Annotated in this window: 18 protein-coding genes; 5 read left to right on the top strand and 13 right to left on the bottom strand. The window is 65.0% G+C overall.

What is annotated here, in order from left to right; all coding sequences use genetic code 11:
* Positions 1 to 33: 33 nt before the first annotated feature.
* The 3 genes from OSH05_RS08500 to OSH05_RS08490 are packed head-to-tail and all read right to left on the bottom strand — an operon-like array spanning position 34 to position 3,116.
* Positions 34 to 1,032 carry an ABC transporter substrate-binding protein gene (locus OSH05_RS08500; protein WP_104221212.1) on the bottom strand — a complete coding sequence of 333 codons (999 nt, stop codon included), beginning with the start codon at positions 1,030 to 1,032 and terminating at the stop codon, positions 34 to 36.
* Between the two features lie 33 nt (positions 1,033 to 1,065).
* On the bottom strand, positions 1,066 to 2,190 hold the full coding sequence (locus OSH05_RS08495; protein ID WP_104221213.1) for an ABC transporter permease: 1,125 nt from the start codon (positions 2,188 to 2,190) through the stop codon (positions 1,066 to 1,068).
* Positions 2,187 to 3,116 (bottom strand): ABC transporter permease, encoded by a 930-nt coding sequence (locus OSH05_RS08490; RefSeq protein WP_104221214.1) that lies wholly within the window; start codon positions 3,114 to 3,116, stop codon positions 2,187 to 2,189. The genes OSH05_RS08495 and OSH05_RS08490 overlap by 4 nt, the downstream gene beginning before the upstream one ends.
* A gap of 74 nt (positions 3,117 to 3,190) precedes the next feature.
* Between OSH05_RS08490 and OSH05_RS08485 the strand changes: the two genes are divergently transcribed.
* A complete protein-coding gene (locus tag OSH05_RS08485) occupies positions 3,191 to 3,604 on the top strand; it encodes a cupin domain-containing protein (RefSeq protein ID WP_104221215.1) in 414 nt (137 codons plus the stop codon).
* 151 nt (positions 3,605 to 3,755) lie between these two features.
* Here the strand turns inward: OSH05_RS08485 and OSH05_RS08480 are convergent, their stop codons facing one another.
* From OSH05_RS08480 to OSH05_RS08460, 5 genes are all read right to left on the bottom strand, one after another.
* Complete coding sequence (locus OSH05_RS08480; RefSeq protein WP_266352121.1) at positions 3,756 to 4,571, bottom strand: ABC transporter ATP-binding protein; 816 nt, start codon at positions 4,569 to 4,571, stop codon at positions 3,756 to 3,758.
* A gap of 7 nt (positions 4,572 to 4,578) precedes the next feature.
* Complete coding sequence (gene hydA, locus OSH05_RS08475; protein ID WP_104221216.1) at positions 4,579 to 6,036, bottom strand: dihydropyrimidinase; 1,458 nt, start codon at positions 6,034 to 6,036, stop codon at positions 4,579 to 4,581.
* Positions 6,037 to 6,065: 29 nt separating this feature from the next.
* A complete protein-coding gene (locus OSH05_RS08470; RefSeq protein ID WP_104221217.1) occupies positions 6,066 to 7,316 on the bottom strand; it encodes a Zn-dependent hydrolase in 1,251 nt (416 codons plus the stop codon).
* A gap of 155 nt (positions 7,317 to 7,471) precedes the next feature.
* The gene (locus OSH05_RS08465; protein WP_104220744.1) at positions 7,472 to 8,965 is read right to left on the bottom strand and encodes a CoA-acylating methylmalonate-semialdehyde dehydrogenase; all 1,494 of its coding nucleotides are present in this window, start codon (positions 8,963 to 8,965) and stop codon (positions 7,472 to 7,474) included.
* A gap of 25 nt (positions 8,966 to 8,990) precedes the next feature.
* Positions 8,991 to 10,313, bottom strand: a complete 1,323-nt coding sequence (locus OSH05_RS08460; protein ID WP_104220743.1) for an aspartate aminotransferase family protein — start codon at positions 10,311 to 10,313, stop codon at positions 8,991 to 8,993.
* Positions 10,314 to 10,436: 123 nt separating this feature from the next.
* Here OSH05_RS08460 and OSH05_RS08455 point away from each other — a divergent pair, with 123 nt between their 5' ends.
* From OSH05_RS08455 to glsA, 3 genes are all read left to right on the top strand, one after another.
* Positions 10,437 to 11,000 carry a cupin domain-containing protein gene (locus tag OSH05_RS08455; protein ID WP_104220742.1) on the top strand — a complete coding sequence of 188 codons (564 nt, stop codon included), beginning with the start codon at positions 10,437 to 10,439 and terminating at the stop codon, positions 10,998 to 11,000.
* Between the two features lie 79 nt (positions 11,001 to 11,079).
* Positions 11,080 to 11,730, top strand: coding sequence for a TetR family transcriptional regulator C-terminal domain-containing protein (locus tag OSH05_RS08450; RefSeq protein WP_104220741.1), 651 nt, complete (start codon positions 11,080 to 11,082; stop codon positions 11,728 to 11,730).
* Positions 11,731 to 11,913: 183 nt separating this feature from the next.
* Positions 11,914 to 13,773 (top strand): glutaminase A, encoded by a 1,860-nt coding sequence (glsA, locus tag OSH05_RS08445; RefSeq protein WP_165801686.1) that lies wholly within the window; start codon positions 11,914 to 11,916, stop codon positions 13,771 to 13,773.
* 15 nt (positions 13,774 to 13,788) lie between these two features.
* Here the strand turns inward: glsA and bglX are convergent, their stop codons facing one another.
* The 3 genes from bglX to OSH05_RS08430 form a co-directional block, all read right to left on the bottom strand.
* The gene (gene bglX / locus OSH05_RS08440; protein WP_104220739.1) at positions 13,789 to 16,065 is read right to left on the bottom strand and encodes a beta-glucosidase BglX; all 2,277 of its coding nucleotides are present in this window, start codon (positions 16,063 to 16,065) and stop codon (positions 13,789 to 13,791) included.
* Between the two features lie 307 nt (positions 16,066 to 16,372).
* Positions 16,373 to 17,695 (bottom strand): NAD-dependent dihydropyrimidine dehydrogenase subunit PreA, encoded by a 1,323-nt coding sequence (gene preA / locus OSH05_RS08435; RefSeq protein WP_104220738.1) that lies wholly within the window; start codon positions 17,693 to 17,695, stop codon positions 16,373 to 16,375.
* Positions 17,696 to 17,709: 14 nt separating this feature from the next.
* The gene (locus OSH05_RS08430; RefSeq protein ID WP_104220737.1) at positions 17,710 to 19,062 is read right to left on the bottom strand and encodes an NAD(P)-dependent oxidoreductase; all 1,353 of its coding nucleotides are present in this window, start codon (positions 19,060 to 19,062) and stop codon (positions 17,710 to 17,712) included.
* 305 nt (positions 19,063 to 19,367) lie between these two features.
* On the opposite strand from OSH05_RS08430, the gene waaF reads away from it, so the two are divergent.
* Positions 19,368 to 20,375: a lipopolysaccharide heptosyltransferase II gene (gene waaF, locus OSH05_RS08425; RefSeq protein ID WP_104220736.1), complete on the top strand. Its 1,008-nt coding sequence runs from the start codon at positions 19,368 to 19,370 to the stop codon at positions 20,373 to 20,375.
* Positions 20,376 to 20,428: 53 nt separating this feature from the next.
* On the opposite strand, the gene OSH05_RS08420 is transcribed toward waaF, so the two are convergent.
* Both OSH05_RS08420 and OSH05_RS08415 read right to left on the bottom strand, forming a co-directional pair.
* Positions 20,429 to 20,695: a DUF2798 domain-containing protein gene (locus OSH05_RS08420; RefSeq protein ID WP_104220735.1), complete on the bottom strand. Its 267-nt coding sequence runs from the start codon at positions 20,693 to 20,695 to the stop codon at positions 20,429 to 20,431.
* 168 nt (positions 20,696 to 20,863) lie between these two features.
* Positions 20,864 to 21,607: a GntR family transcriptional regulator gene (locus tag OSH05_RS08415; protein ID WP_104220734.1), complete on the bottom strand. Its 744-nt coding sequence runs from the start codon at positions 21,605 to 21,607 to the stop codon at positions 20,864 to 20,866.
* Positions 21,608 to 21,798 lie beyond the last annotated feature (191 nt).

Raw genomic sequence — 21,798 nt, 5'->3', positions numbered from 1 at the left:
CGGAGGCGCCCGCTGCCAGCTTTGAAAGCCGCCTTACTTCAAGCCGGCCGCGTCGGTGACCGCGTGGGTCCAGGCGCCGGTCGGCTCCTTGGTGATGACCGGGCTGTCGCCGCCGGCCGACAGCAGCGTCGCGACGGTGCGCTTGTAGTCCGCCTCGTCGAGCGCGCCGCTGGTGCCGTCGGTGAGCTTGTTGATCTCGCCGATCATGAACTTCTGGTGCGCTTCGGTCTGGGCGCCGCTCTCGTCATTGTCGAGAACGATCTTCGCCGCTTCGTCCGGATTGGCGCGGGCATAGTCCCAGCCCTTTTCTGAGGCCTTGACGAACTTCGCCATCTTCTCGACGAAAGCCGGGTCCTTCAGCTTGTCTTCCATGACATAGAGACCGTCTTCCAGCGTCGCGACGCCCTGGTCTTCATATTTGAAGACGACCAGTTCGCTCTCCGGAATGCCGGCGTCCAGCACCTGGCCGAACTCATTATAGGTCATGGTCGAGATGCAGTCGGCCTGCTTCTGGATCAGCGGATCGACGTTGAAGCCTTGCTTCAATACGGTGACGCCGTCCGGGCCGCCATCGGTCTTGAGGCCGAGCTTCGCCATCCAGGCGAGGAAGGGATATTCATTGCCGTAGAACCACACGCCGAGCGTCTTGCCCTTGAAATCGGCCGGCGAAGCGATGCCGGTTTCCTTGCGGCAGGTCAGCATCAGGCCCGATTTCTTGAACGGCTGGGCGATGTTGACGAGCGGCACGCCCTTTTCGCGGGAAGCGAGCGCTGCCGGCATCCAGGTGGTGATCACGTCGGCGCCGCCACCCGCGATGACCTGCTCGGGAGCGATGTCCGGTCCGCCCGGCTTGATGGTGACGTCGAGGCCTTCGGCCTCGTAGAAGCCCTTCGCCTTGGCGACATAGTAGCCGGCGAACTGCGCCTGGGTGACCCATTTCAGCTGCAGCGTCAGCGGATCGGCCGCAAAGGCCGGGGCGCTCAATGCGAGGCCGGCGGCAAATGCCAGCGCTCCGATCATCGTCTTTTTCATGGACCCCTCCGTTCGGGTTCGTTGGTCCGTCCGTCAGGTGCGGAAGGACGGATGCCAAAAGGTCGCGGCGCGCTCGATCAGCGCCACCACGCCGTAGAACACGGAGCCGGCGAGTGCCGCCACCGCGATTTCCGCCCACACCATGTCGATGTTCATGCGCCCGACTTCGGTTGAGATGCGGAAGCCCATGCCCACGATCGGCGTGCCGAAGAATTCGGCTACAATGGCTGCGATCAGGGCGAGAGTCGAATTGATCTTGAGCGCGTTGAAAATGAAGGGCAGCGCTTCGGGCAGGCGCAGCTTGAACAGCGTCTGCCAATAGCCCGCCGCATAGGTCCGCATCAGGTCCCGGCTCATCGGTTGCGCGGCCGCAAGTCCGGTCACCGTATTCACCAGCATCGGGAAGAAGGTCGAGATAACCACGACCGCTGCCTTGGACGGCCAGTCGAACCCGAACCACATCACCATGATCGGCGCCATGCCGACGATCGGCAGCGCCGACACCAGATTGCCGATCGGCAGCAGCCCGCGCTGCAGGAACGGAACGCGGTCGACCAGGATCGCGGCGAGGAAGCCGGCACCGCAGCCCATCGCATAGCCGGCAATCACCGCCTTCAGGAAGGTCTGGCGGAAATCGGCCGCCAGAGTCGGGATCGAGGTGGCAATCCGCGCCCCGATCGCCGATGGCGGCGGGATCAGCACGAACGGCACCTTTAGCACGACGACCACGATCTGCCACAGAATGAGCAGCCAGAGTCCGAACAGGAACGGAATGAGAAGGCGCAGCAGGGTGGCGTCGAAACCCTTCTGCGGCGGCAGCGCGGAAAGCTGCGAGACGAGGGCCCAGGCGAGCAGCCAGCTTGTCACCACAAGCGCGACGAAGCCCGGCCCGGCATGGCCGGCGAGCATCGGCAGCCAGGAGATGGCCGCGAAGGCGCCGAGATGGGCGGCGATGGCAAGCAGCACGCCGGCAGTCCCGCTTTGCTCGGCGCGGATCGAGGCGACGATGGCGAGCGCCGTGGCGACCAGCACCGACCAGCCGAGCCATCCCTCGCGCGGAATCATGATCGCTGGATCGGCGCTGTCCAGAGGCAGCGCCACCATGGCGAAGAGGCCTAGCAGCGCGAGCCAGGGCTGAAGACGGCCACGCGGGTTCATCGTGCCATCCCCATGCGCTTGACGACCGCCGTACCGCCGAGGCTGACCATCCAGACGAGCAGGGCGGCGAGCACCGAGGCGGCGACCAGCGCCGACCAGATCTGCACGGTCTGCCCATAATAGGAGCCCGCGAGCAGCCGGGCGCCGATGCCGGCCGTGGCGCCGGTCGGCAATTCGCCGACGATGGCGCCGACAAGGCTGATGGCGATCGCGACCTGCATCGAGGTGAAGAGATAGGGCAGCGCCGCCGGCAGGCGCAGCTTCCAGAAGGTCTGCCCGCGCGTCGCCGAATAGGTACGCATCAGATCGAGATGCAGGATTTCCGGCGAACGGAACCCCTTCACGAGGCCGACCGTCACCGGGAAGAAGGAGAGATAGGTCGAGATCATCGCCTTGGCGATGAAGCGCGACAGATCGGTCGACAGTCCCATCTGCCCGTTCATGAGATTATAGCCGACGACGACGATCATCGGCGCGATCGCGACGATCGGCACGGTCTGCGAGGCGACGACCCAGGGCATCAGGCTCTTGTCGAGGCTCGCGACATGGACAATGCCGATGGCGAGGAGAAAGCCCAGCAGCGTGCCGCTGATGAAGCCGGCCAGCGTCGCCGACAGCGTCACCCAGGAGTGATAGACGAGGCTGCGCTTCGAGGTGATGTTCTGGTCGACAGTCGTCTTCCAAATCTCGGTGGCGATCTGGTGCGGCGCCGGCAGGAGCGGGCGGTCCATGGCGAGCGTCGCCGCGATCATCTGCTCGATGGTGGGCTCGACCTTCTGCCGCTTGAATGCATCGCGCACCAGCGACGCATTCATGAAATAGGCGCCGACGTACCAGATACAGACGATCGCGATCGAGACGACGAGGATCGGCAGCAGCCGGCCGGGGGGCTTGACGGGTCCGCGACGCGCGGCTGCGGCGCTCATGGCGCGATCCCCCCGGTTGGGCTCGGCAACGAAGCGGCGTAGATTGGGCGCATCATTTGCGAGGAGCGGGAACGATGAGCGTCGAGGAAAAGGCAACCTGCCGGGTCGTCCAGCCGGGTGCGGTCACTTATGAAGGCAAGCAGGGCCACACCTATGTCGCCGGCATCAGCGCCGAGGCGGTCGGCGCCAGCGGCATCTGCATGCTGATGTTGACCCTGCCGCCCGGCGGCCGCGCCAAGGCGCATCTGCATGAGAGCCACGAGACGGCGATCTATGTGCTCGCCGGCGAGGCCGAGACCTGGTTCGGCGAGAAGCTGGAGCAATGCCTCACCGTGCGCGCCGGCGAGATGTTCTACATCCCCGCCGGCATGCCGCATCTGCCGATTAACCGCGGCACCGAACCCTGCACGGCGGTCATCGCCCGCACCGACCCGAACGAGCAGGAGAGCGTCGTGCTGCTGCCGGAGTTGGAGAAGTATGTGGCCTAGGCCGACTCTCTTCCCTCTCCCCCCTTGTGGGGGAGAGCCGGAGAGGGGGGTAAACCGCCCTCTCCGGAAAATGCGCGCCCTTCCCCGGCAGACCCCCCTCCCGGCCTCCCCCACAAGGGGGGAGGAGAAGGAAAGATCATCGGCCAGCGCCTCAATCCTCATAGGAATGCCCTGCCCGCAGCCCGGCACGGACACGCGCCGCGACTTCGAGGAATTCCGGCGTCTCGCGAAAATCGAGCGTGCGGTCATGCGGGAAGCGGCATTCGATCACGTCGGTGACGCGGCCGGGCCGTGGCGACATGACGATGATCTTGGTCGACAGAAACACCGCCTCGGGGATCGAGTGGGTGACGAAGATGACCGTCTTCTGCGTATGGGCCCAGAGCTTCAGGAGCTGATGGTTCAGATGGTCGCGCACGATCTCGTCCAGCGCGCCGAACGGTTCGTCCATCAGCAGCAATTCGGGCTCGACGGCGAGCGCGCGGGCGATCGAGGCGCGCTGTTGCATGCCGCCGGAAAGTTGCCAGGGGAACTTCTTCTCGAAGCCCGCCAGATTGACGAGGGCGAGGTTCTCGGCGATCCGCTTCTCGCGCTCCGCCTTGGGCAGCCCCATGATTTCCAGCGGCAACGCGACATTCTTCGCGATCGTCCGCCAGGGATAGAGCGCCGCCGCCTGGAAGACATAGCCATAGGCGCGGTCCAGCCGCGCCGCTTCCGGCGAGACGCCGTTGACCGTTATCGAGCCGCCGGTCGGCCGTTCCAGATCGGCGATGATGCGCAGCAGCGTGGTCTTGCCGCAGCCGGACGGGCCGATGAAGGAGACGAATTCGCCTCGCTTCACATCGAGATCGATGCCCGACAGCGCCTGGACCGGCCCGTCATTGGTCTCGAAGGTCAGCGAGAGCCCGCGAATATCGATCGCGCTGTTCTCGCCGGCCTTCTCGTTCTCCCCCTCTCCCCCACTCATTGGCCGATCACACCCCGATCGGCATATGCTCGGGCGAGCGGGTGACGGCACGCGGCGCCGTCAGTTCCTTCCACTTGGACAGCGCCTTGTTGACGGCCGGGAACGGCTTGCGGGCGATGAACTTGCCGCGGCCGGGCTGCGGCGCCGAATTCTGCCCGTCCGACCAGACGATTTCGCCGCGCGACAGCGTGTAGCGCGGCAGGCCGCGAACCTCGATGCCTTCGAAGACGTTGTAGTCGATGATCGATTTCTGGTTGGCGGCCGAGATGGTCTTGGAGAGCTTCGGATCCCAGACGACGAGGTCGGCATCGGAACCCGGCAGGATCGCGCCCTTCCTCGGATAGATGTTGAGGATCTGCGCGATATTGGTCGAAGTCACGGCCACGAATTCGTTTGGCGTCAGCCGGCCGGTTTCGACGCCCCGGCTCCACAGCACCGGCATGCGGTCCTCGAGACCGCCGGTGCCGTTCGGGATCTTGCGGAAATCGCCGAGACCGAACCGCTTCTGCTCCGTCGTGAAGGCGGCATGATCGGTCGCCACCACCTGCAGCGAGCCGCTCGCGAGGCCGGCCCAGAGGCTGTCCTGATGGCTCTTGTCGCGGAAGGGCGGCGACATCACGCGGCGGGCGGAATAGTCCCAGTCGGTGTTGAAATAATCGCGTTCGTCGAGAACGAGATGCTGGATCAGCGGCTCGCCATAGACGCGCATGCCCTTCTGCCGGGCCCGGCGGATCGCCTCATGCGCCTGCTCGCAGGAGGTATGGACGATATAGACGGGCACGCCAGCGGCATCGGCGATCATGATGGCGCGATTGGTCGCCTCACCCTCGACCTCGGGAGGCCGCGAGTAGGCATGGCTCTCCGGGCCGGTCTTGCCCTCTGCCATATATTTCTGCTGCAGCGCCGCGACGATGTCGCCGTTTTCGGCATGGACGAGCGGCAGCGCGCCGAGCGCGGCGCAACGCTGGAACGACGCGAACATCTCGTCGTCATTCACCATCAGCGCGCCCTTATAGGCCATGAAATGCTTGAAGGTGTTGACGCCGCGCGAGACGACGGTCGCCATCTCGTCGAAATGCTTTTCCGACCAGCCAGTGACGGCCATGTGGAAGGAATAATCGCCCGAGGCCTGGCGCGCCGAGCGCTCGGCCCATTCGTCGAGCGCCGCGACCATGCCGGTCTCGCCGGGGATGATGAAGTCAACGACCGTGGTGGTGCCGCCTGAAAGGCCGGCGAAAGTGCCGCTCTCCCAGGTCTCGGCCGTCGTCGTGCCCATGAACGGCATTTCGAGATGAGTATGCGGGTCGATGCCGCCGGGCATGACATAGGCGCCCGTCGCATCGACGACGGTATCGCCCTTCAGATCCGGCCCGATCGCCTGGATCGTCTCGCCCTCGACCAGGATATCCGCCTCATAGCTGCGGTCGGCCGCTACGATCGTCCCGCCTTTGATCACCGTCGACATTGATTTCCCTCTTTATCGTTCGTTCGGACTCAGCCGACGATCTCGGCCGTTTCGAGCACGGCATGGAGCAGCACGTCGGCCCCTGCGGTTGCCCATTCCGGCGTGATCGTCTCGTCCTCATTGTGTGAAAGCCCGTCGACGCATGGGCACATGATCATGGTCGTCGGTGCCACCCTGGCGGCCCAGCAGGCATCGTGACCGGCGCCGGAGATGATGTCCATATGGCCGTAGCCGAGGCGTTCCGCCGCGGCGCGGACCCGTCCGACGAGGATCGGATCGAAGGTGACCGGATCGAAATGGCCGACGGGCTCGATGGCGAAGCCGACGCCGAGCGCCTCGGCGATTTTCGGCGCCTCTTCCTCGATCCGCGCCCGCATGGCGGTGAGCTTGGCGAGTTCCGGGCTGCGGATGTCGATGGTGAACACGACCTTGCCGGGCAACACGTTGCGCGAATTCGGGCTGAAGAACATCTGGCCGACGCCGCCGACGCAGCCGGGCTGGCTGTCCATGGCGACTTTCTGCACCATTTCGAGAATGCGGGCCATGGCAAGGCCGGCATTGACGCGCATGTTCATTGGCGTCGAGCCGGTATGCGCTTCCTTGCCGGTCAGCGTCACCTCCAGCCACCAAAGGCCCTGGCCGTGGGTGACGACGCCGATCGGCTTGTCATGCGCTTCGAGGATCGGCCCCTGCTCGATGTGATATTCGAGGTAGGCGTGCATCTTGCGCGCCCCGACCGTTTCCTCGCCAACCCAACCGATCCGCTGCAATTCCTCGCCGAAAATCTTTCCTTCGGGGTCCTTGCGCCCATAGGCATAATCGAGCGGAATTTCGCCGGCGAAGACGCCGGAAGCCAGCATGGCCGGGGAGAAGCGCGCGCCCTCCTCGTTCGTCCAGTTGGTGACGACGATCGGATGCTTGGTCTGAATGCCGAGATCGTTCAGGCTGCGGACGACTTCCAGCGCCGAGAGCACGCCGAGCACGCCGTCATATTTGCCGCCGGTCGGTTGGGTGTCGAGATGCGAGCCGACATAGACGGGAAGCGCATCCGGATCGGTGCCCGGCCGCGTCATGAACATGGTGCCCATCTGGTCGACGCCCATGCTGAGGCCGGCGGCCTCGCACCAGGACTGGAACAGCTTGCGCCCCTCGGCGTCGGCATCGGTCAGCGTCTGGCGATTATTGCCGCCGCGCACCCCCGGCCCGATCTTCGCCATCTCCATCAGGCTGTCCCAAAGGCGCTCGCCATTGATGCGGAGGTTATCGGTCGGGGCGGTCATGTCGGTTCGCTATCCTCATTGGGCTCGATAGCCTGTTATTGCGGGGCTTGACCCGGCAATCCAGACCTTACTTGAGATCGGCAAGAAGTCTGGATCCCCGGGTCAAGCCCGGGGATGACGCTCGAGAATATGGCTGCCGAACCTGACCATATCCCTCACATCGTCGGGAAGTTGAACACGGCGCCTGACTTGATGCCGTCCGGCCAGCGGCTCGTCACGGTCTTGATCCGCGTATAGAAGCGCACGCCCTCCGGTCCGTAGATCGCATGGTCGCCGAAGATCGACCGCTTCCAGCCGCCGAAGGAATGATAGGCGACCGGAACGGGGATTGGCACGTTGATGCCGACCATGCCCGCCTCGACCTTGTCGGCGAAGGAGCGCGCCGCGTCGCCGTCGCGGGTGAAGATGGCGGTGCCATTGCCGAATTCATGGTCATTGATGAGCTTGAGTGCCTCGTCATAGGTCGACGCCCGGAGCACGGAGAGGACAGGACCGAAGATCTCCTCGCGGTAGATCGTCATTTCCTTGTCCACATGATCAAAAAGCGTGCCACCGACGAAATAGCCATTCTCGTAGCCCTGCAGCTTGAAGCCGCGACCGTCGACGATGAGCTTGGCGCCCTCGGCGACGCCCTTGTCGATATAGCCGAGCACCTTCTCCTGGTGCATCTTGGTGACCAGTGGCCCCATCTCGGCCTCGCGGTCGGTGGCCGGGCCGATCTTCAGCGCGCGCACGCGCGGCGCCAGCGTCTCGATCAGCGCGTCCGCCGTCTTCTGGCCGACCGGAACGGCGACGGAAACCGCCATGCAGCGCTCGCCGGCCGAACCATAGCCCGCGCCCATCAGCGCGTCGGCTACCTTGTCCATGTCGGCGTCCGGCATGACGACCATGTGGTTCTTCGCGCCGCCCAGAGCCTGAACGCGCTTTCCGGCCGCCGTGCCCGTCGCATAGACATAGGACGCGATCGGCGTCGAGCCGACGAAGGAGACCGCCTTGATGTCGGGATGGTGGAGGATCGCGTCGACGACCTCCTTGTCGCCATGCACGACATTGAGCACGCCCGGCGGCAGACCGGCTTCCTGCAGCAGCGAGGCGACGAGCAAGGCGGCGCTCGGGTCGCGCTCCGACGGCTTCAGGATGAAGGTGTTGCCGCAGGCGATCGCCACCGGATACATCCAGAGCGGCACCATGCAGGGGAAGTTGAACGGCGTGATGCCGGCGACGACGCCCAGCGCCTGGCGGTCGGAATAAGTGTCGATCGCCGGGCCGACATTCTTCGAATATTCGCCCTTCAGCAGATGAGGGATGCCGCAGGCGAACTCCACGACTTCGAGCCCGCGCTGCACTTCGCCCAGCGCATCGTCATGCATCTTGCCGTGCTCGGCCGAGATCGCGCGCGCGATCGCGTCGGCGTTCTGCTCCAGGAGTTCCTTGAACTTGAACATGACGCGCGCGCGCTTCAGCGGCGGCGTGTCGGCCCAGCGCGGAAAGGCGGCCTTCGCGACCGCGACCGCGGCGTCGAGTTCCGCGGCGGTCGAAAGCGGCAGCGTCGCCACCGCTTCGCCCGTCGCGGGATTGAAAACGGGCTGGCTGCGCGTCGAGGCCGAGCGGATTGGCTTGCCGCCGACGAGATTGTCGATCGTCTGCATGGTCGTTTCTCCCGGGGGGCCGGCCTTAGTCGATCTGCTTCAGGACGCGCGAAAGCGTCTCGAAGATCTGGTCGATATGGCTCTTTTCGATGATGAGGGGCGGCGACATGGCAATGATGTCGCCGGTGGTGCGGATCATGAGGTTGCTCTCGAACGCCTTCAGGAAGGCCGAGAAGGCGCGCTTTGTCGGGGCGCCAGGAATCGATTCCAGCTCGATCGCGCCGATGAGGCCGAGATTGCGGATATCGATGACATGCGGCAGGCCCTTCAGCGAATGCAGGCCGTCCTCCCAATAGGAGGCGAGATCGGCGGCGCGGGTGAGAAGGCCCTCTTCCTCATAGACGTCAAGCGTGGCGAGCGCCGCGGCGCAGGCGACCGGATGGGCCGAATAGGTATAGCCGTGGAACAGCTCGATCGTGTTCTCGGGCGCGTCCATGAAGGCGTCGTAGATATGCTTGCCGGCAAAGACGGCGCCCATCGGGATCACGCCCGAGGTGATGCCCTTGGCGACGCAGACCATGTCCGGCACGACGCCGAAATAATCGAGCGCGAAGGGCGTGCCGACGCGGCCGAAGCCGGTGATGACCTCGTCGAAAATGAGCAGGATGTCGTGCTTGTCGCAGATTTCGCGCAGGCGCTGCAGATAGCCCTTCGGCGGGATCAGCACGCCGGTCGAGCCGGCGACGGGCTCGACGATGATCGCGGCGATGTTCGACGCGTCATGGAGGGCGATGACCCGCTCCAGCTCGTCGGCGAATTCGGCGCCGTATTCCGGCACGCCGCGCGTGAAGGCGTTACGCTCCAGGTCATGCGTGTGGCGGATATGGTCGACGCCGGTCAGCATTGTGCCGAAGGTCTTGCGGTTGCCCGAGATGCCGCCGACCGAAATGCCGCCGAAGCCGACGCCGTGATAGCCGCGCTCCCGGCCGAGCAGGCGATATTTCGTGCCCTTGCCGCGGGCGCGCTGATAGGCGAGCGCGATCTTCAGCGCCGTGTCGACCGCCTCGGAGCCGGAATTGGTGAAGAAGACATGGTCGAGCGGCGCAGGCAGCATGTTGGCAAGGCGCGCGGCCAGTTCGAACGCCTTCGGGTGGCCCATCTGGAAGGCCGGCGCATAGTCGAGCTCGGCGACCTGCTTCGAAACCGCCTCGACGATCTTCTGGCGGCCGTGGCCGGCATTGACGCACCAAAGCCCCGCCGTGGCGTCGAGGATCTCACGCCCGTCGGCCGAGGTGTAATGCATGTCCTTGGCGGCGACGAGGAGACGCGGGTTCTGCTTGAACTGCCGGTTGGCCGTGTACGGCATCCAGAAGGCTTCGAGATTGTTCGAACGGAGCGGAGCGGTCATGCTAGGAAAAGTCCCTGTGCGAGCTCCGCGTTCTAGCGGAGCGATCATTTTCATGAACGTATTCTCCGCAAAACGGCCGGTCAATTCGTTGCAGCCGTTAATACTGTTCTATATATTGAACACATGAACGCGGGAAGCTTCGATATCGACGTCGGCGCGCGGCTGCGCGAACTCCGGCTTGCCGCGGGCCTATCGCAACGCGCTCTGGCCAAGCGCGCCGGGGTCTCCAACGCCACCGTCTCGATGGTCGAGGGCAACCGCGTCAGCCCTTCGGTCTCGGGGCTCCGGCAGATCCTGTCGGGCATCCCGATCAGCCTCTCCGATTTTTTCGCCGAGACGAAGAGCGATCGCGAGCAGGTCGTGTTCCGCGCCTCCGAATTGAAGGAGATCGCCGGCGGGCCGATTTCCTTCCGCCAAGTCGGCGCCAATCTCGATGGCCGCCAGCTGCAGATGCTGCATGAGCGCTACAAAGCGGGCGCGGAAAGCGGCAAGGCGATGCTGTCGCATCAGGGCGAGGAAGCCGGCCTCGTTATTCGCGGCCGCATGCTGCTCGAGGTCGCCGGAACCCGCTACGAGCTCTCCGCCGGCGATGCCTATTTCTTCGACAGCCGCAAGCCGCACTCGTTCCGCAATATCGGCGAGGGCGAGCTGGAACTCGTCTCCGCTTGCACGCCGCCGACCTTCTGACCGTCCCACCGGTTGAACCGCGCGCAGAATCATCAGAAGGTTCGCCCGACATGGCACAGACAGCAATTCGGGCGACGCGATGAACCCTGCCGGCATGGCGCGCGCGCATCGCACCAAGAAGCGCACCCGCATCCAGGAGGAGAACGAGGAGCGTATCCTCGACGCGGCGCTCGACATCTTCTCCGTCTACGGCTTTCGCGGCGCCACGATCGATCAGCTCGCCGAGCGCGCCGGCATGACCAAGCCGAACCTGCTCTATTATTTCCGCCGCAAGGACGACATCTATCTCTCCGTGCTCACCCGTACGCTGGAAGCCTGGCTGCAACCGCTGGAGACGCTGGGCGACACCGACGATCCCAAGGCCGAGATCCGCGCCTATCTCGACCGCAAGCTCGAAATGTCGCGCGACAATCCGAAGGCCTCGCGCCTCTACGCCATGGAGATCATGCAGGGTGCGCCGGTGATCGGCGAGATCTTGACGACAAGGCTCAAGCGTCTCGTCGATGACAAGGCCGCCGTGATGCAGCGCTGGATCGATGAGGGCCGCATGGCGCCGGTCGATCCGCGCCATCTCATCTTCATGATCTGGGCGACGACCCAGCATTACGCCGATTTCGAAGTGCAGGTCCGCGCCGTGCTTGGGGATGCCACCGAGGGCAACCGCCATCTGGAGACGGCGACCCGCACGATCGAGGACATCTTCCTGAACGGGATGTTCGAGCGCCCCTGAGCTCCGGCGCCCTGGCGGTCAGCTGATTAATCATTGGGCGATAACCGCGCGGCTGGCGTTTGTTAAGGCAGAGTGCTGGGCAGAAGCTGATGCAGGGCCTTCCGAACAGGCTGTTGGGTTGGCACGCAACTTGTGTTGATGCCGCCATCAACCCAGGGGGTGGTTCATCGGATGGACGTATCGTTGATCGAATCAATTTCGGCGAGTTCCGATGGGCCTGTCGCGGATTATCTGAGCGATCTGCATTTCCGGGTGAGCCGGCTCAGCGGCGGCAACGTCGCCACCTATATCCCCGAGCTTGCCAAGGCCGATCCCAATCTCTGCGGCATCGCCATCGCCACCACCGACGGCAAGATCTATGCGGTCGGCGACGCCGAGCATGAATTCACCATCCAGTCGGTGTCGAAACCCTTCGTCTATGGCTATGCGCTCGGCCGCTACGGCCGCGAGACCGTCCTGCAGCGCGTTGGAGTCGAGCCGACCGGCGAGGCGTTCAATTCGATCGTGCTCGACGACAAGCACAACCGGCCGTTCAATCCGATGGTCAATGCCGGCGCCATCGCCGTCGCGGAGACGATCCGCGGCAAGACCGACGATGAGCGCGTCGCCAACATGCTGGACCTGTTTTCGCGCCTGGCCGGGCGGCGGCTCGACATCGACGAGGCCGTGTTCCGCTCCGAGCGCGACACCGGCCACCGCAACCGCGCCATCGCCTATATGATGCTGAACACCGGCATGATCCGCCGGCCGCCGGACGAGATCCTCGACATCTATTTCCGCCAATGCGCGGTCCGCGTCACCGCCATTGACCTTGCCGTGATGGGCGCGACGCTCGCCAACAAGGGCGTCAATCCGCTGACTGGCGAGCGGGCGCTGCCGGAGGAGTTCATTCCCGACATCCTGACCGTGATGAATTCCTGCGGCATGTATAACTACGCCGGCCAATGGTCCTACGAAGTCGGCATCCCGGCCAAGAGCGGCGTTGCCGGCTCGATCATGGCGGCGATCCCCGGCCAGATCGGCATAGCCGTGTTTTCGCCGCCGATCGACGAGCATGGCAATTCGGTGCGCGGTGTCGCCGCCTGCCGCGAGATCGCCTCGGCCTTTGGGCTGCATGTCTTCAAAACCACGGTGGCGACCGGCACCGTGATCCGACGCGAACTCGACGGTGCCGCGGTGCGTTCCAAGCGGCTCAGAAGCCCCGTCGAGCGGGCGATTCTCGATCAGCACGGCGCCAGCAACCGCATCATCGAGGTTCAGGGACCGCTCTATTTCGGCTCGGCGGAACGGCTGATCCGAAGGGCGCGCGAACTAGCCTCCGAGGGAGCGCAAGTCGTGCTCGACCTCCGCCGCGTGCCGGCGATCGATGATACCGCGGCAAAGCTCCTGGCCCGCCTGGCTGCGGGGGACGAAACGGAGGCGTCGGCGATCCTCTTCGCCTATTTGCCGCGCGAGGGCCCGCTGGCCCGCCTCAGGGAAGAGCTGGAGTCGGCCGAGAGCGACACGTCAGCAGCGATTTTCGCGACGCGCGACGAAGCGCTCGAATGGTGCGAGAACCGGCTGATCGAGCGCGAGGGTCGCTCGCCGGACCTGACGCGCTTCTCGCTGTCCGAGATCGCGATCTTCAAGAACCTGGCGCCGGCCTATCTGAAGCTTCTGGAGGGCGCGGCGCGACCTTTGATGTTCGAGGCCGGCGCCACGATCATCCGCGAGGGCGACGCGGCGCGGATCTTCTTTGCGCTGGCGCGCGGCACTGTGGCGGTGCAACTCCCCGGCACATCGGAGGGCGGGCGCCCGATCCGCGTCGCGATGATGGGCCCGGGCCTCACCTTCGGCGAGATGGCGCTCTTCGATGGCGGCAAGCGTTCGGCCGATGTCGTCGCACTGGAACGGGTCGTCTGCTACGGCTTCGCCATCGAAACGCTGAAGGAAATCAGCCGCGACCACCCGGAAATTCTGACGACGATCTATGCAAATGTCGTCCGCGATTTCTCCGAAAGGCTCCGGCGGGCAAATGACGAGATCCGGGCGCTGGAATATTGAGAATGGGCGAGGCCCTCAAGCGATCAGTTCGACGCTGGCCGGAATGCCTCCCACGGCTGACGGCGCGATCCAGATGTCGAACAGGCCGGGTTCGGCCGCGAATCGCAGCTTGGCCGTCATGAATTCCAGATCGCTGCGGCGAAGGGTGAAGGTGACCGTCTGGGTCTCACCCGGCGCCAGATCGATATGGCGGAAGCCTGTCAGCGCCCGCACCGGCTGGGTCAGGCTGGCGACGCGGTCATGGATATAAAGCTGCACGACCTCATGCGCCGCGCGGCGCCCTTTGTTGGATACAGTGGCGCTCACCCCGACCGTACCGTTCCACTTGAGTTTCGCAGCATCGACCATCGTGGCGCCGTACGAGATGTCGCCATAGGTCAGGCCATGGCCGAACGGATACAGCGCCTCATTCGTAACCTCGCGGTAGCGCGCCTTGTATTCTCTGTCCGCGGTCCTCTGAGGCCGGCCGGTCGCGCGATGATTGTAATAATAGGGTTCCTGACCCGACGCCTGCGGGAAGGAGACCGGAAGACGGCCCTGCGGCGCATAATCGCCGAAGACGATGTCGGCGACGCTGTGGCCCGTTTCGGAGCCTAAGAACCAGGTGGCGAGGATGGCTGGAGCGGTATTCGCAGCGCCGGTCAGCGCCAGAGCGCGGCCGTGACGCAGCAGGACGACGACGGGCTTTCCCGTAGCCGCGACGGCCTCGGCCAGCGTCAATTGCGCCTCCGGGATGGAGATATCGACGCGCGATTGCGCCTCGCCCGACATGCCGGCGCTTTCGCCGATGACGAGAACGACGACGTCCGACGCTTCGGCGGCGCGGACCGCCTCGTCGATACCGCCATCATAGAGGCTTTCGTAGTGGCTACCCTTGGCCATGGTCAGGGTACCGTCGGCTCCCATCGCCGCCTGAAAACCCTCGGCCATCGTCACGCAGGTTGCGATGTCTGGAAACACCGCCCACGGGCCGGGATAGTCGTACTTGTCGTCGATGCAGGGACCGATCAGGGCTATCCTGGCCGATTTTGACAGCGGTAACAGGCCGCCCTCGTTCTTCAGCAGGACGATCGATTTCCGGCCGGCTTCGCGGGCGAGTGCCAGCGTTTCCGCCGTGCGGATGTCGGTCTTTTCCCGATCGAGTTCAAGCGAGCGATAGGGATTGTCGAACAGGCCGAGCGCCTGCTTGACGCGGAGCACGCGGCGTACCGCTTCATCGACGGTCGCCATCGACACCGTGCCGTTCCTGACGAGATCGGGCAGGTACGCGTTGTAGAGGCCCGACTGCATCGCGACATCGCAGCCAGCATTGATCGCCTTCGCCGTGGCGTCGGCGCCATCGGCGGCGAAACCATGCGCGACCAGTTCCTCTTCGGAAGTGTAGTCGGAAACGACCAGCCCCTTGAAGCCCCATTCGCCGCGCAGGATGTCGGTCAACAGGTAGTGATTGCCGGTTGAAGGCACGCCGGCGACGTCGTTGAATGCCGACATGGTCGATAGCGCGCCCGCGTCAAAAGCCGCCTGGAAGGGTGGCAGATGGGTCTGGCGCAGCGTCGTTTCCGGAATGTCCGCGGTGTTGTAGTCCATGCCGCCCTGGACGGCACCATAGGCGGCAAAGTGCTTCGGGCAGGCCAGCAGGGACGTATCGTCCTTGAGGCTGCTCCCCTGGAAACCGTTCACACGGGCGACGGCGAACTGGCTGCCAAGGAACGTGTCTTCCCCCGCGCCTTCCGCATTGCGCCCCCAGCGCTGGTCGCGCGCCACGTCGACCATGGGCGCGAAGGTCCAATGCAGGCCGACGGCGGTCGCCTCGACCGCGGCGGCACGGGCGGTGCGGAATGCCAGATCCGTGTCGAAGCTGGCGGCCTCCGCCAGCGGAATGGGAAAGGTCGTCTTGAGGCCGTGGATGACGTCGCCGGCGAAGACCAGGGGGATGCCGTGCGGGCTCTGTTCGACGGCGATCTTCTGCATCTCGCGGGCGCCGGCCACGCCGATGCCGTTGAAGAGACCGGTGATGCGGCCGGCGGCGATGTCGGCATAGACCCTGTCCTTGGTCGCGGCCTGTTCGCTGGTCGGGTTGATGATCGCGCCCTGAAAGCGCGTCGGGTCGCTGAAGAGGCTGAGCTGACCGGCCTTTTCCTCGATCGACATTTTCGAGATCAGGTCTTCGATGGAATCCACGGCTTTCCCGGTGGCTTTCGCTCTCGCGACGCCCAACGCGGCCACGGCGACCAAGGCGGCGGCTGACACGCCCTGGAGGAGGAGGCGGCGAGTGGGGTTGAGCAGGGTCATGGCGCGCCTCGAACGGGGCCTATCGCTATGCGGATATCCTCGCGGGCCGTGGCGAAGCAAGTCCCCGATCGCCCAAAGGCTTGATTCGATGGTTTGATGACGTGAATTCTTTGGAGCGAAAGGAAGGAGGTACAAGTGGCGCCATCGGTCGCCACTTTCATTCACCGTTTATGCCGCTCGGTGTGCGACCGGTCATCCATCGCCGCCTATAGCGGCACGGCCTTGCTTGCCTGACGGCCCCCGGTCCCTCGGCCGTTCACCGGAAAACGAAAGGTGGCGACCCGGACGAGGCCGCCTCCCGTCGTCCTTACTCCGCCGGCTCGACGACCACCGCCGGCTTCGCCATCGGGTTGTTCGGGTGCGTCGTCCAGTTGGCGTATTGGCCCGTGACCGGGAAGCCCGTACGCGGATCCGTGCCCGCGGTCATGGGCTCCATGGTGATGCAATCATCGATCGGGCAGACATTGACGCAGAGATTGCAGCCGACGCATTCCGCGTCGATCACTTCGAAATGGCGCTTGCCGTCGACCATGGAGGTGATCGCCTGGTGCGAAGTGTCCTCGCAGGCGATGTGGCAGCGGCCACACTTGATGCAGAGATCCTGGTCGATCTTCGCCTTGGCGACGTAGTTCAGGTTCAGATACTGCCAGTCGGTGACGTTCGGCACGGCGCGGCCAACGATCTCGTCGACCGAGGTGAAGCCGTGCTTGTCCATATAGTCGGAGAGGCCGGTGATCATGTCCTGGACGATGCGGAAGCCATAGGTCATGGCGGCGGTGCAGACCTGCACATTGCCGGCACCGAGCGCCATGAATTCAACCGCGTCGCGCCAGGTGGTGACGCCGCCAATGCCGGAAATCGGTAATCCGCGCGTGTGATGGTCGCGGGCGATTTCCGCCGTCATGTTGAGGGCGATCGGCTTCACCGCCGGGCCGCAATAGCCGCCATGGCTGCCCTTGCCGTCGATCGAGGGCAGCGGCGAGAAGGTGTCGATGTCGACGCCGATGATCGATGAGATCGTGTTGATCAGCGACACCGCATCGGCCCCGCCATCCTTGGCGGCGCGCGCCGGATAGCGGATATCGGTGATGTTGGGCGTCAGCTTGACGATGACGGGCATGCGCGTGTGCTGTTTGCACCAGCGCGCCACCATCTCGATATATTCAGGCACCTGGCCCACCGACGAGCCCATGCCGCGCTCGCTCATGCCGTGCGGACAGCCGAAATTCAGTTCGACGCCGTCGCACTCGGTCTCCTCGACCTTGGCGAGGATGTCCTTCCAATAATGTTCCTCGCAGGGGACCATCAGCGAGACGACCAGCGCCCGGTCCGGCCAGTCGCGCTTCACTTCCTTGATCTCGCGAAGGTTCACCTCCAGCGGCCGGTCCGTGATCAGCTCGATATTGTTGAGCCCGATCAGCCGGCGGTCGTTGGAATGGATCGCGCCATAGCGCGGGCCCGAGACATTGACGACGGGCGGATCGGTGCCGAGCGTCTTCCAGACGACGCCGCCCCAGCCATCCTTGTAGGCGCGCACGACATTATAGGCCTTGTCGGTCGGCGGTGCCGAGGCGAGCCAGAACGGGTTCGGCGATTTGATGCCGACGAAATTCGAAGCGAGATTGGCCATGGTGAAGTCCTCCCTCAGCCGGCACTGAGCGCGCGATGGATGGATTCGGCGGCGATGCGGCCATCGGCGACGGCCTCGACCGTAAGCCCGTCGCCCGCGGCCGAGCAATCGCCTCCGGCCCAGACACCCGGCATCGACGTGCGGCATTCATCGTCGATGTCGACGGTGCCGTGCTGATAGCGGAAGCGGATGGCGTGGTCGTGCAGCGGTGCGGTGATCAGCTTCTGGCCGATCGCCTTGAAGACCATGTCCGCCGAGATCTCGAACGTTTCCCCCGTCCCGACGAGCTTGCCGGCCTCCTCCATCGTCATCTCGAACTCCACGCCGGTGACGCGGCCTTCCGCCGTGATCAGGCGGGTGGGGCGAGCGCTGTCGCGGATGACGACATCATTGGTCAGGGCAAGTTCCTGCTCGTAGCCCGAGGCCTTCATCTTGTCGCGGGGACGGCGATAGACGAGGGTCACCTCCTTGGCGCCCAGCCGCTTCGACTGCACCGCGATATCGATTGCCGTCATGCCGCCGCCGATCACGACGACACGGCTGCCGACCGGCAGCCTGCCAAGGTCCTCGGCCTGGCGCAGCTCGGCGATATAGTCGACCGCGTCCTCGATGCCCGGCAGATTGTCATCCGCAAGGCCCAATCCGTTGACGCCGGAAAGGCCGATGCCCAGGAAGACGGCGTCGTGGAAGCGCTTCAGTTCATCCAGCGTGAAATCAAGACCGAGCTTCTTGCCATATTCGATCGTGATGCCGCCGATCGACAGGATGAAGTCGACCTCGGCCTGGGCGAAATCGTCCGGCGTCTTGTAGGCGGCGATGCCATATTCATTCAGGCCGCCGGCCTTCTCGCGCGCCTCATAGATCACGACGTCATGGCCATGCATGGCGAGACGATGGGCGCAGGCGAGGCCGGCCGGCCCGGCGCCGACCACGGCAACGCGCTTGCCGGTCGGGGCCGCGCGCTGGAAGGGCTGCTCGCCCTTCTCTCCCATGAGATAGTCCGTTGCGTAGCGCTGCAACAGGCCGATCTTCACCGGCTTGCCCTCGGCCTCCTCGCGCACGCAGGCCTCTTCGCACAACGTCTCGGTCGGACAGACGCGGGCGCACATCCCGCCGAGAATGTTCTGCGACAGGATGGTCTCGGCCGATCCGAGCGGATTGTCGGTGAGGATCTGGCGAATGAAGAGCGGGATGTCGATGGTCGTCGGGCAGGCCTTCACACAGGGCGCATCATAGCAGAAATAGCAGCGATCCGCCTCGACCAGCGCCTGATGGCGGCCCAACGGAGGATGGATGTCGGAAAAATTGCGGGCATAGTCATCGGCCGCAAGACGGCCCGATGCGATGTCCGGCGCGCTCATCGCCATAGGTCTCTCCTCCATGCGGAGCGGACCGGCGAACCGGTCCCGAACGGGCGCAAGCCCGGGAAACGTTCCGAACGCCGCCTCTGGTTGGTTTTATCGGCGCCGGAAAACTCTTGATCATTTGGACAAATTCTCGAGAGGCCGTCAAGGCGTTGATTTGAGCATTTCCAATCTGGCGCTGCTCATTTTCGGCGCGTTCAGGCCGTTTCAAGCCGCGGATTGACTTACCCGGCCAACCGGCTAGCTAGGGGTTTCCCGATGACGGCGGATGCGACGCGGGCGCGATGGTGGCGTGAGTCAGTTCGAAGATGAGCCGAAGCGGTATTCTGGTTGTCTCCATGCCCGCCATCGGCGATTTCGTGCGCTGCCTCACCGCGGTCAGGATCATCGCCGCGCGCCATCCGGGCGTGCCGATCGATATTCTCGGCTCGCCGCCAGCCACGGCGGTCGGTCCGTTCTCGCCCGATATCCGGCATGTCTATGAGTTCGCCCGCCGCAGCGGCAAGCTTGATCTCGGCCGCCGCCTTGCCGTCGCCCGCGAGGTCGGCAAGGCGCGCCACGCCACTGCCTATGTGCTGGCGACCAATTTCAAGGCGGCGCTGGTGCCGTTCCTTGCCGGCATTCCAGAGCGGATCGGCTGGTTCGGAGAGTTCCGCTATCCGGTAATCAATCGTCCGCGCTTCGGGCTCGACCGCAACGACCCGCCGCTCGTCCTCGAGCAGGCGACGATGCTGCTGCGCCAGCGCGACGTCGATCTGGCGAGCCTGCCGCCGCCTCGGCTCTCCGTCCCGGAAGCCGAACGGGCTGCCTGCCGGGAGCGCGAAGGCGTCGGTGGCGGCGAGCGGGTGCTGGCGCTGGTGCCGGGCCGGGTCGGCGACCGCCGCTCGCTGGCTCTGCCCAAGCTCATCGAGATCGTCCGACACGTCCGCTCGCGCGGCCTGCATGTCTGGCTGATCGGGGCTGGCGACGACCGGCCGGCCGTCGAGGCGATCGGAGCCGCGGTCGAGGGCGTCCGCGACATGACGCACTCGCCGCTTTCGGAATCGATCCTGCGGGTCGCCAGTGCGGATCTCTATGCCGGCACCGACACGGGACTGACCCATGTCGCCGCGGCGTTTGGCGGTCCCGTGGTCGCGATCTATGAGGAGCGCCACCGACACCATGCCGGGCCGCTCAACCGCAATGTCCGCTTCCTGGTCGACGACACGACCGATTGGCGAACGGCGCTGGCGCCCGGCTCGTTCACGGCCGCCGTAACGGCCGAAGCTGTGATCGCGCAGATCGATCAGATCCTGCTGGAGCTGGACCAGCGGTGAGCTGAAGCTCCGCGCCGGCCCGCCTCCTTGCGGGGAGGGCCGGCAGACGCGGTTCAACGCGCCGGGGCGGCGACGATCGCCCCGACGATCCGCCGGACAAGCGGCAGGATCATCAGCAGCACCGGAAAGGCGATCAGCCAGGAGATGCCCCAGGCGGAGAGCCAGCGCGTCGGGAAATCCGGCGTCAGTCCCAGTCCCTTCAATGTCGAGACGGCGGACACGGTGCCGCACATGATGATCGACAGGATGAACGGGAAGACGATGGAATGAAAGTGGGCCGGCAGCCGGCGAGGCCTGGCGGGACGGGAAGTGGTCGTCATGGAAAGCTCCGTGATGTTCTGCCGTGCGCCCGTCCACAAAGGACGTGACCCACGGCAATACGCATGGGTCGTTGAGCGCGTTGGATCACGGTAACGCTTACGGTTCGCCGCTATGAAGCTAGGGAACGATGCGCTTCTAGCGCCGCCGGCTATTGCTGGCAAGCGCCTTTACGCCGTCTGTCGGCTCAAAATGTCGGACAGCGATGAGGGCACTTCCTGCCGTCCTGTCAGATCCAGGCCGTCGACGAGGTCGGCGATATGGTCGGCCATCCGCGCCGCCGCTTCCTCGGCCCGGTGCGCGGCGAGCGCCTCGATGAGGGCGCCATGTGCCGGCGTCGCGCAGGTCGCCTCCTTGCGCCGCCAGTAGAGCGAAATGATCAGCGAGGAGCGCATGATCAGTTCCCTTACAAAGCCGGCAAAAATCGGCTGCGCCGCTATCGCGGCGATCGAATCGTGGAAGTCGCCGGAGAGTACGATGGCGCGGCGATGATCCCCCGCATGGAGCGCCGCGTGCTCGGCCTCGACCTGCCTGCGGAGCGCCTCGATATCGGCTGGCGTCACCAGTTTCGCGGCGGCCTCGGCGACGCGCGGCTCGATCAGTGCCCGTGCCTCGAACACGGCCCGCGCCTCGTCGACGGTTGGATGGGCGACCATGGCGCCGCGATTGGGCTCGATCCGCACGACCCCCTCATGCGACAGCGCCTCCAGGGCCGATCGGACGATGGTGCGGCTGGCACCATAGACCGCGCCGATCTCGTCCTCGGGCAGGCGCGTCCCGGCCGTGAGGCGGTGGTCGACGATCGCCGCCAGCAATTCGCCATAGACGAAGGTGGCGCGCGCGCTGCGGAGCGGCGCCCGCTTCTCGAGGACCGATGGGGCGGCCCGTCGCGACGGGCCGGTCGTGCTTGGCATGGTCGTCTTCCGGGGCCGCACGGAGGGAAGGCTCCGCGACGCGCCGTGAAAGGAGACTAGCCGAGGTCGGCGATGAAGCAAGGCCCGGATCGTATACAAAATGTGCTCATATCGTCCTCATGCGGTGAATTCTTAGGCATGAGGCGTCAGGAGGCATGCGGCTCGGCCTTCTCGGCATTGGAACGACGAAT

The organism is Kaistia algarum (assembly GCF_026343945.1).
In the GTDB taxonomy this organism is placed as follows: domain Bacteria; phylum Pseudomonadota; class Alphaproteobacteria; order Rhizobiales; family Kaistiaceae; genus Kaistia; species Kaistia algarum.
This window is presented reverse-complemented; position numbering and strand designations above follow the sequence as displayed.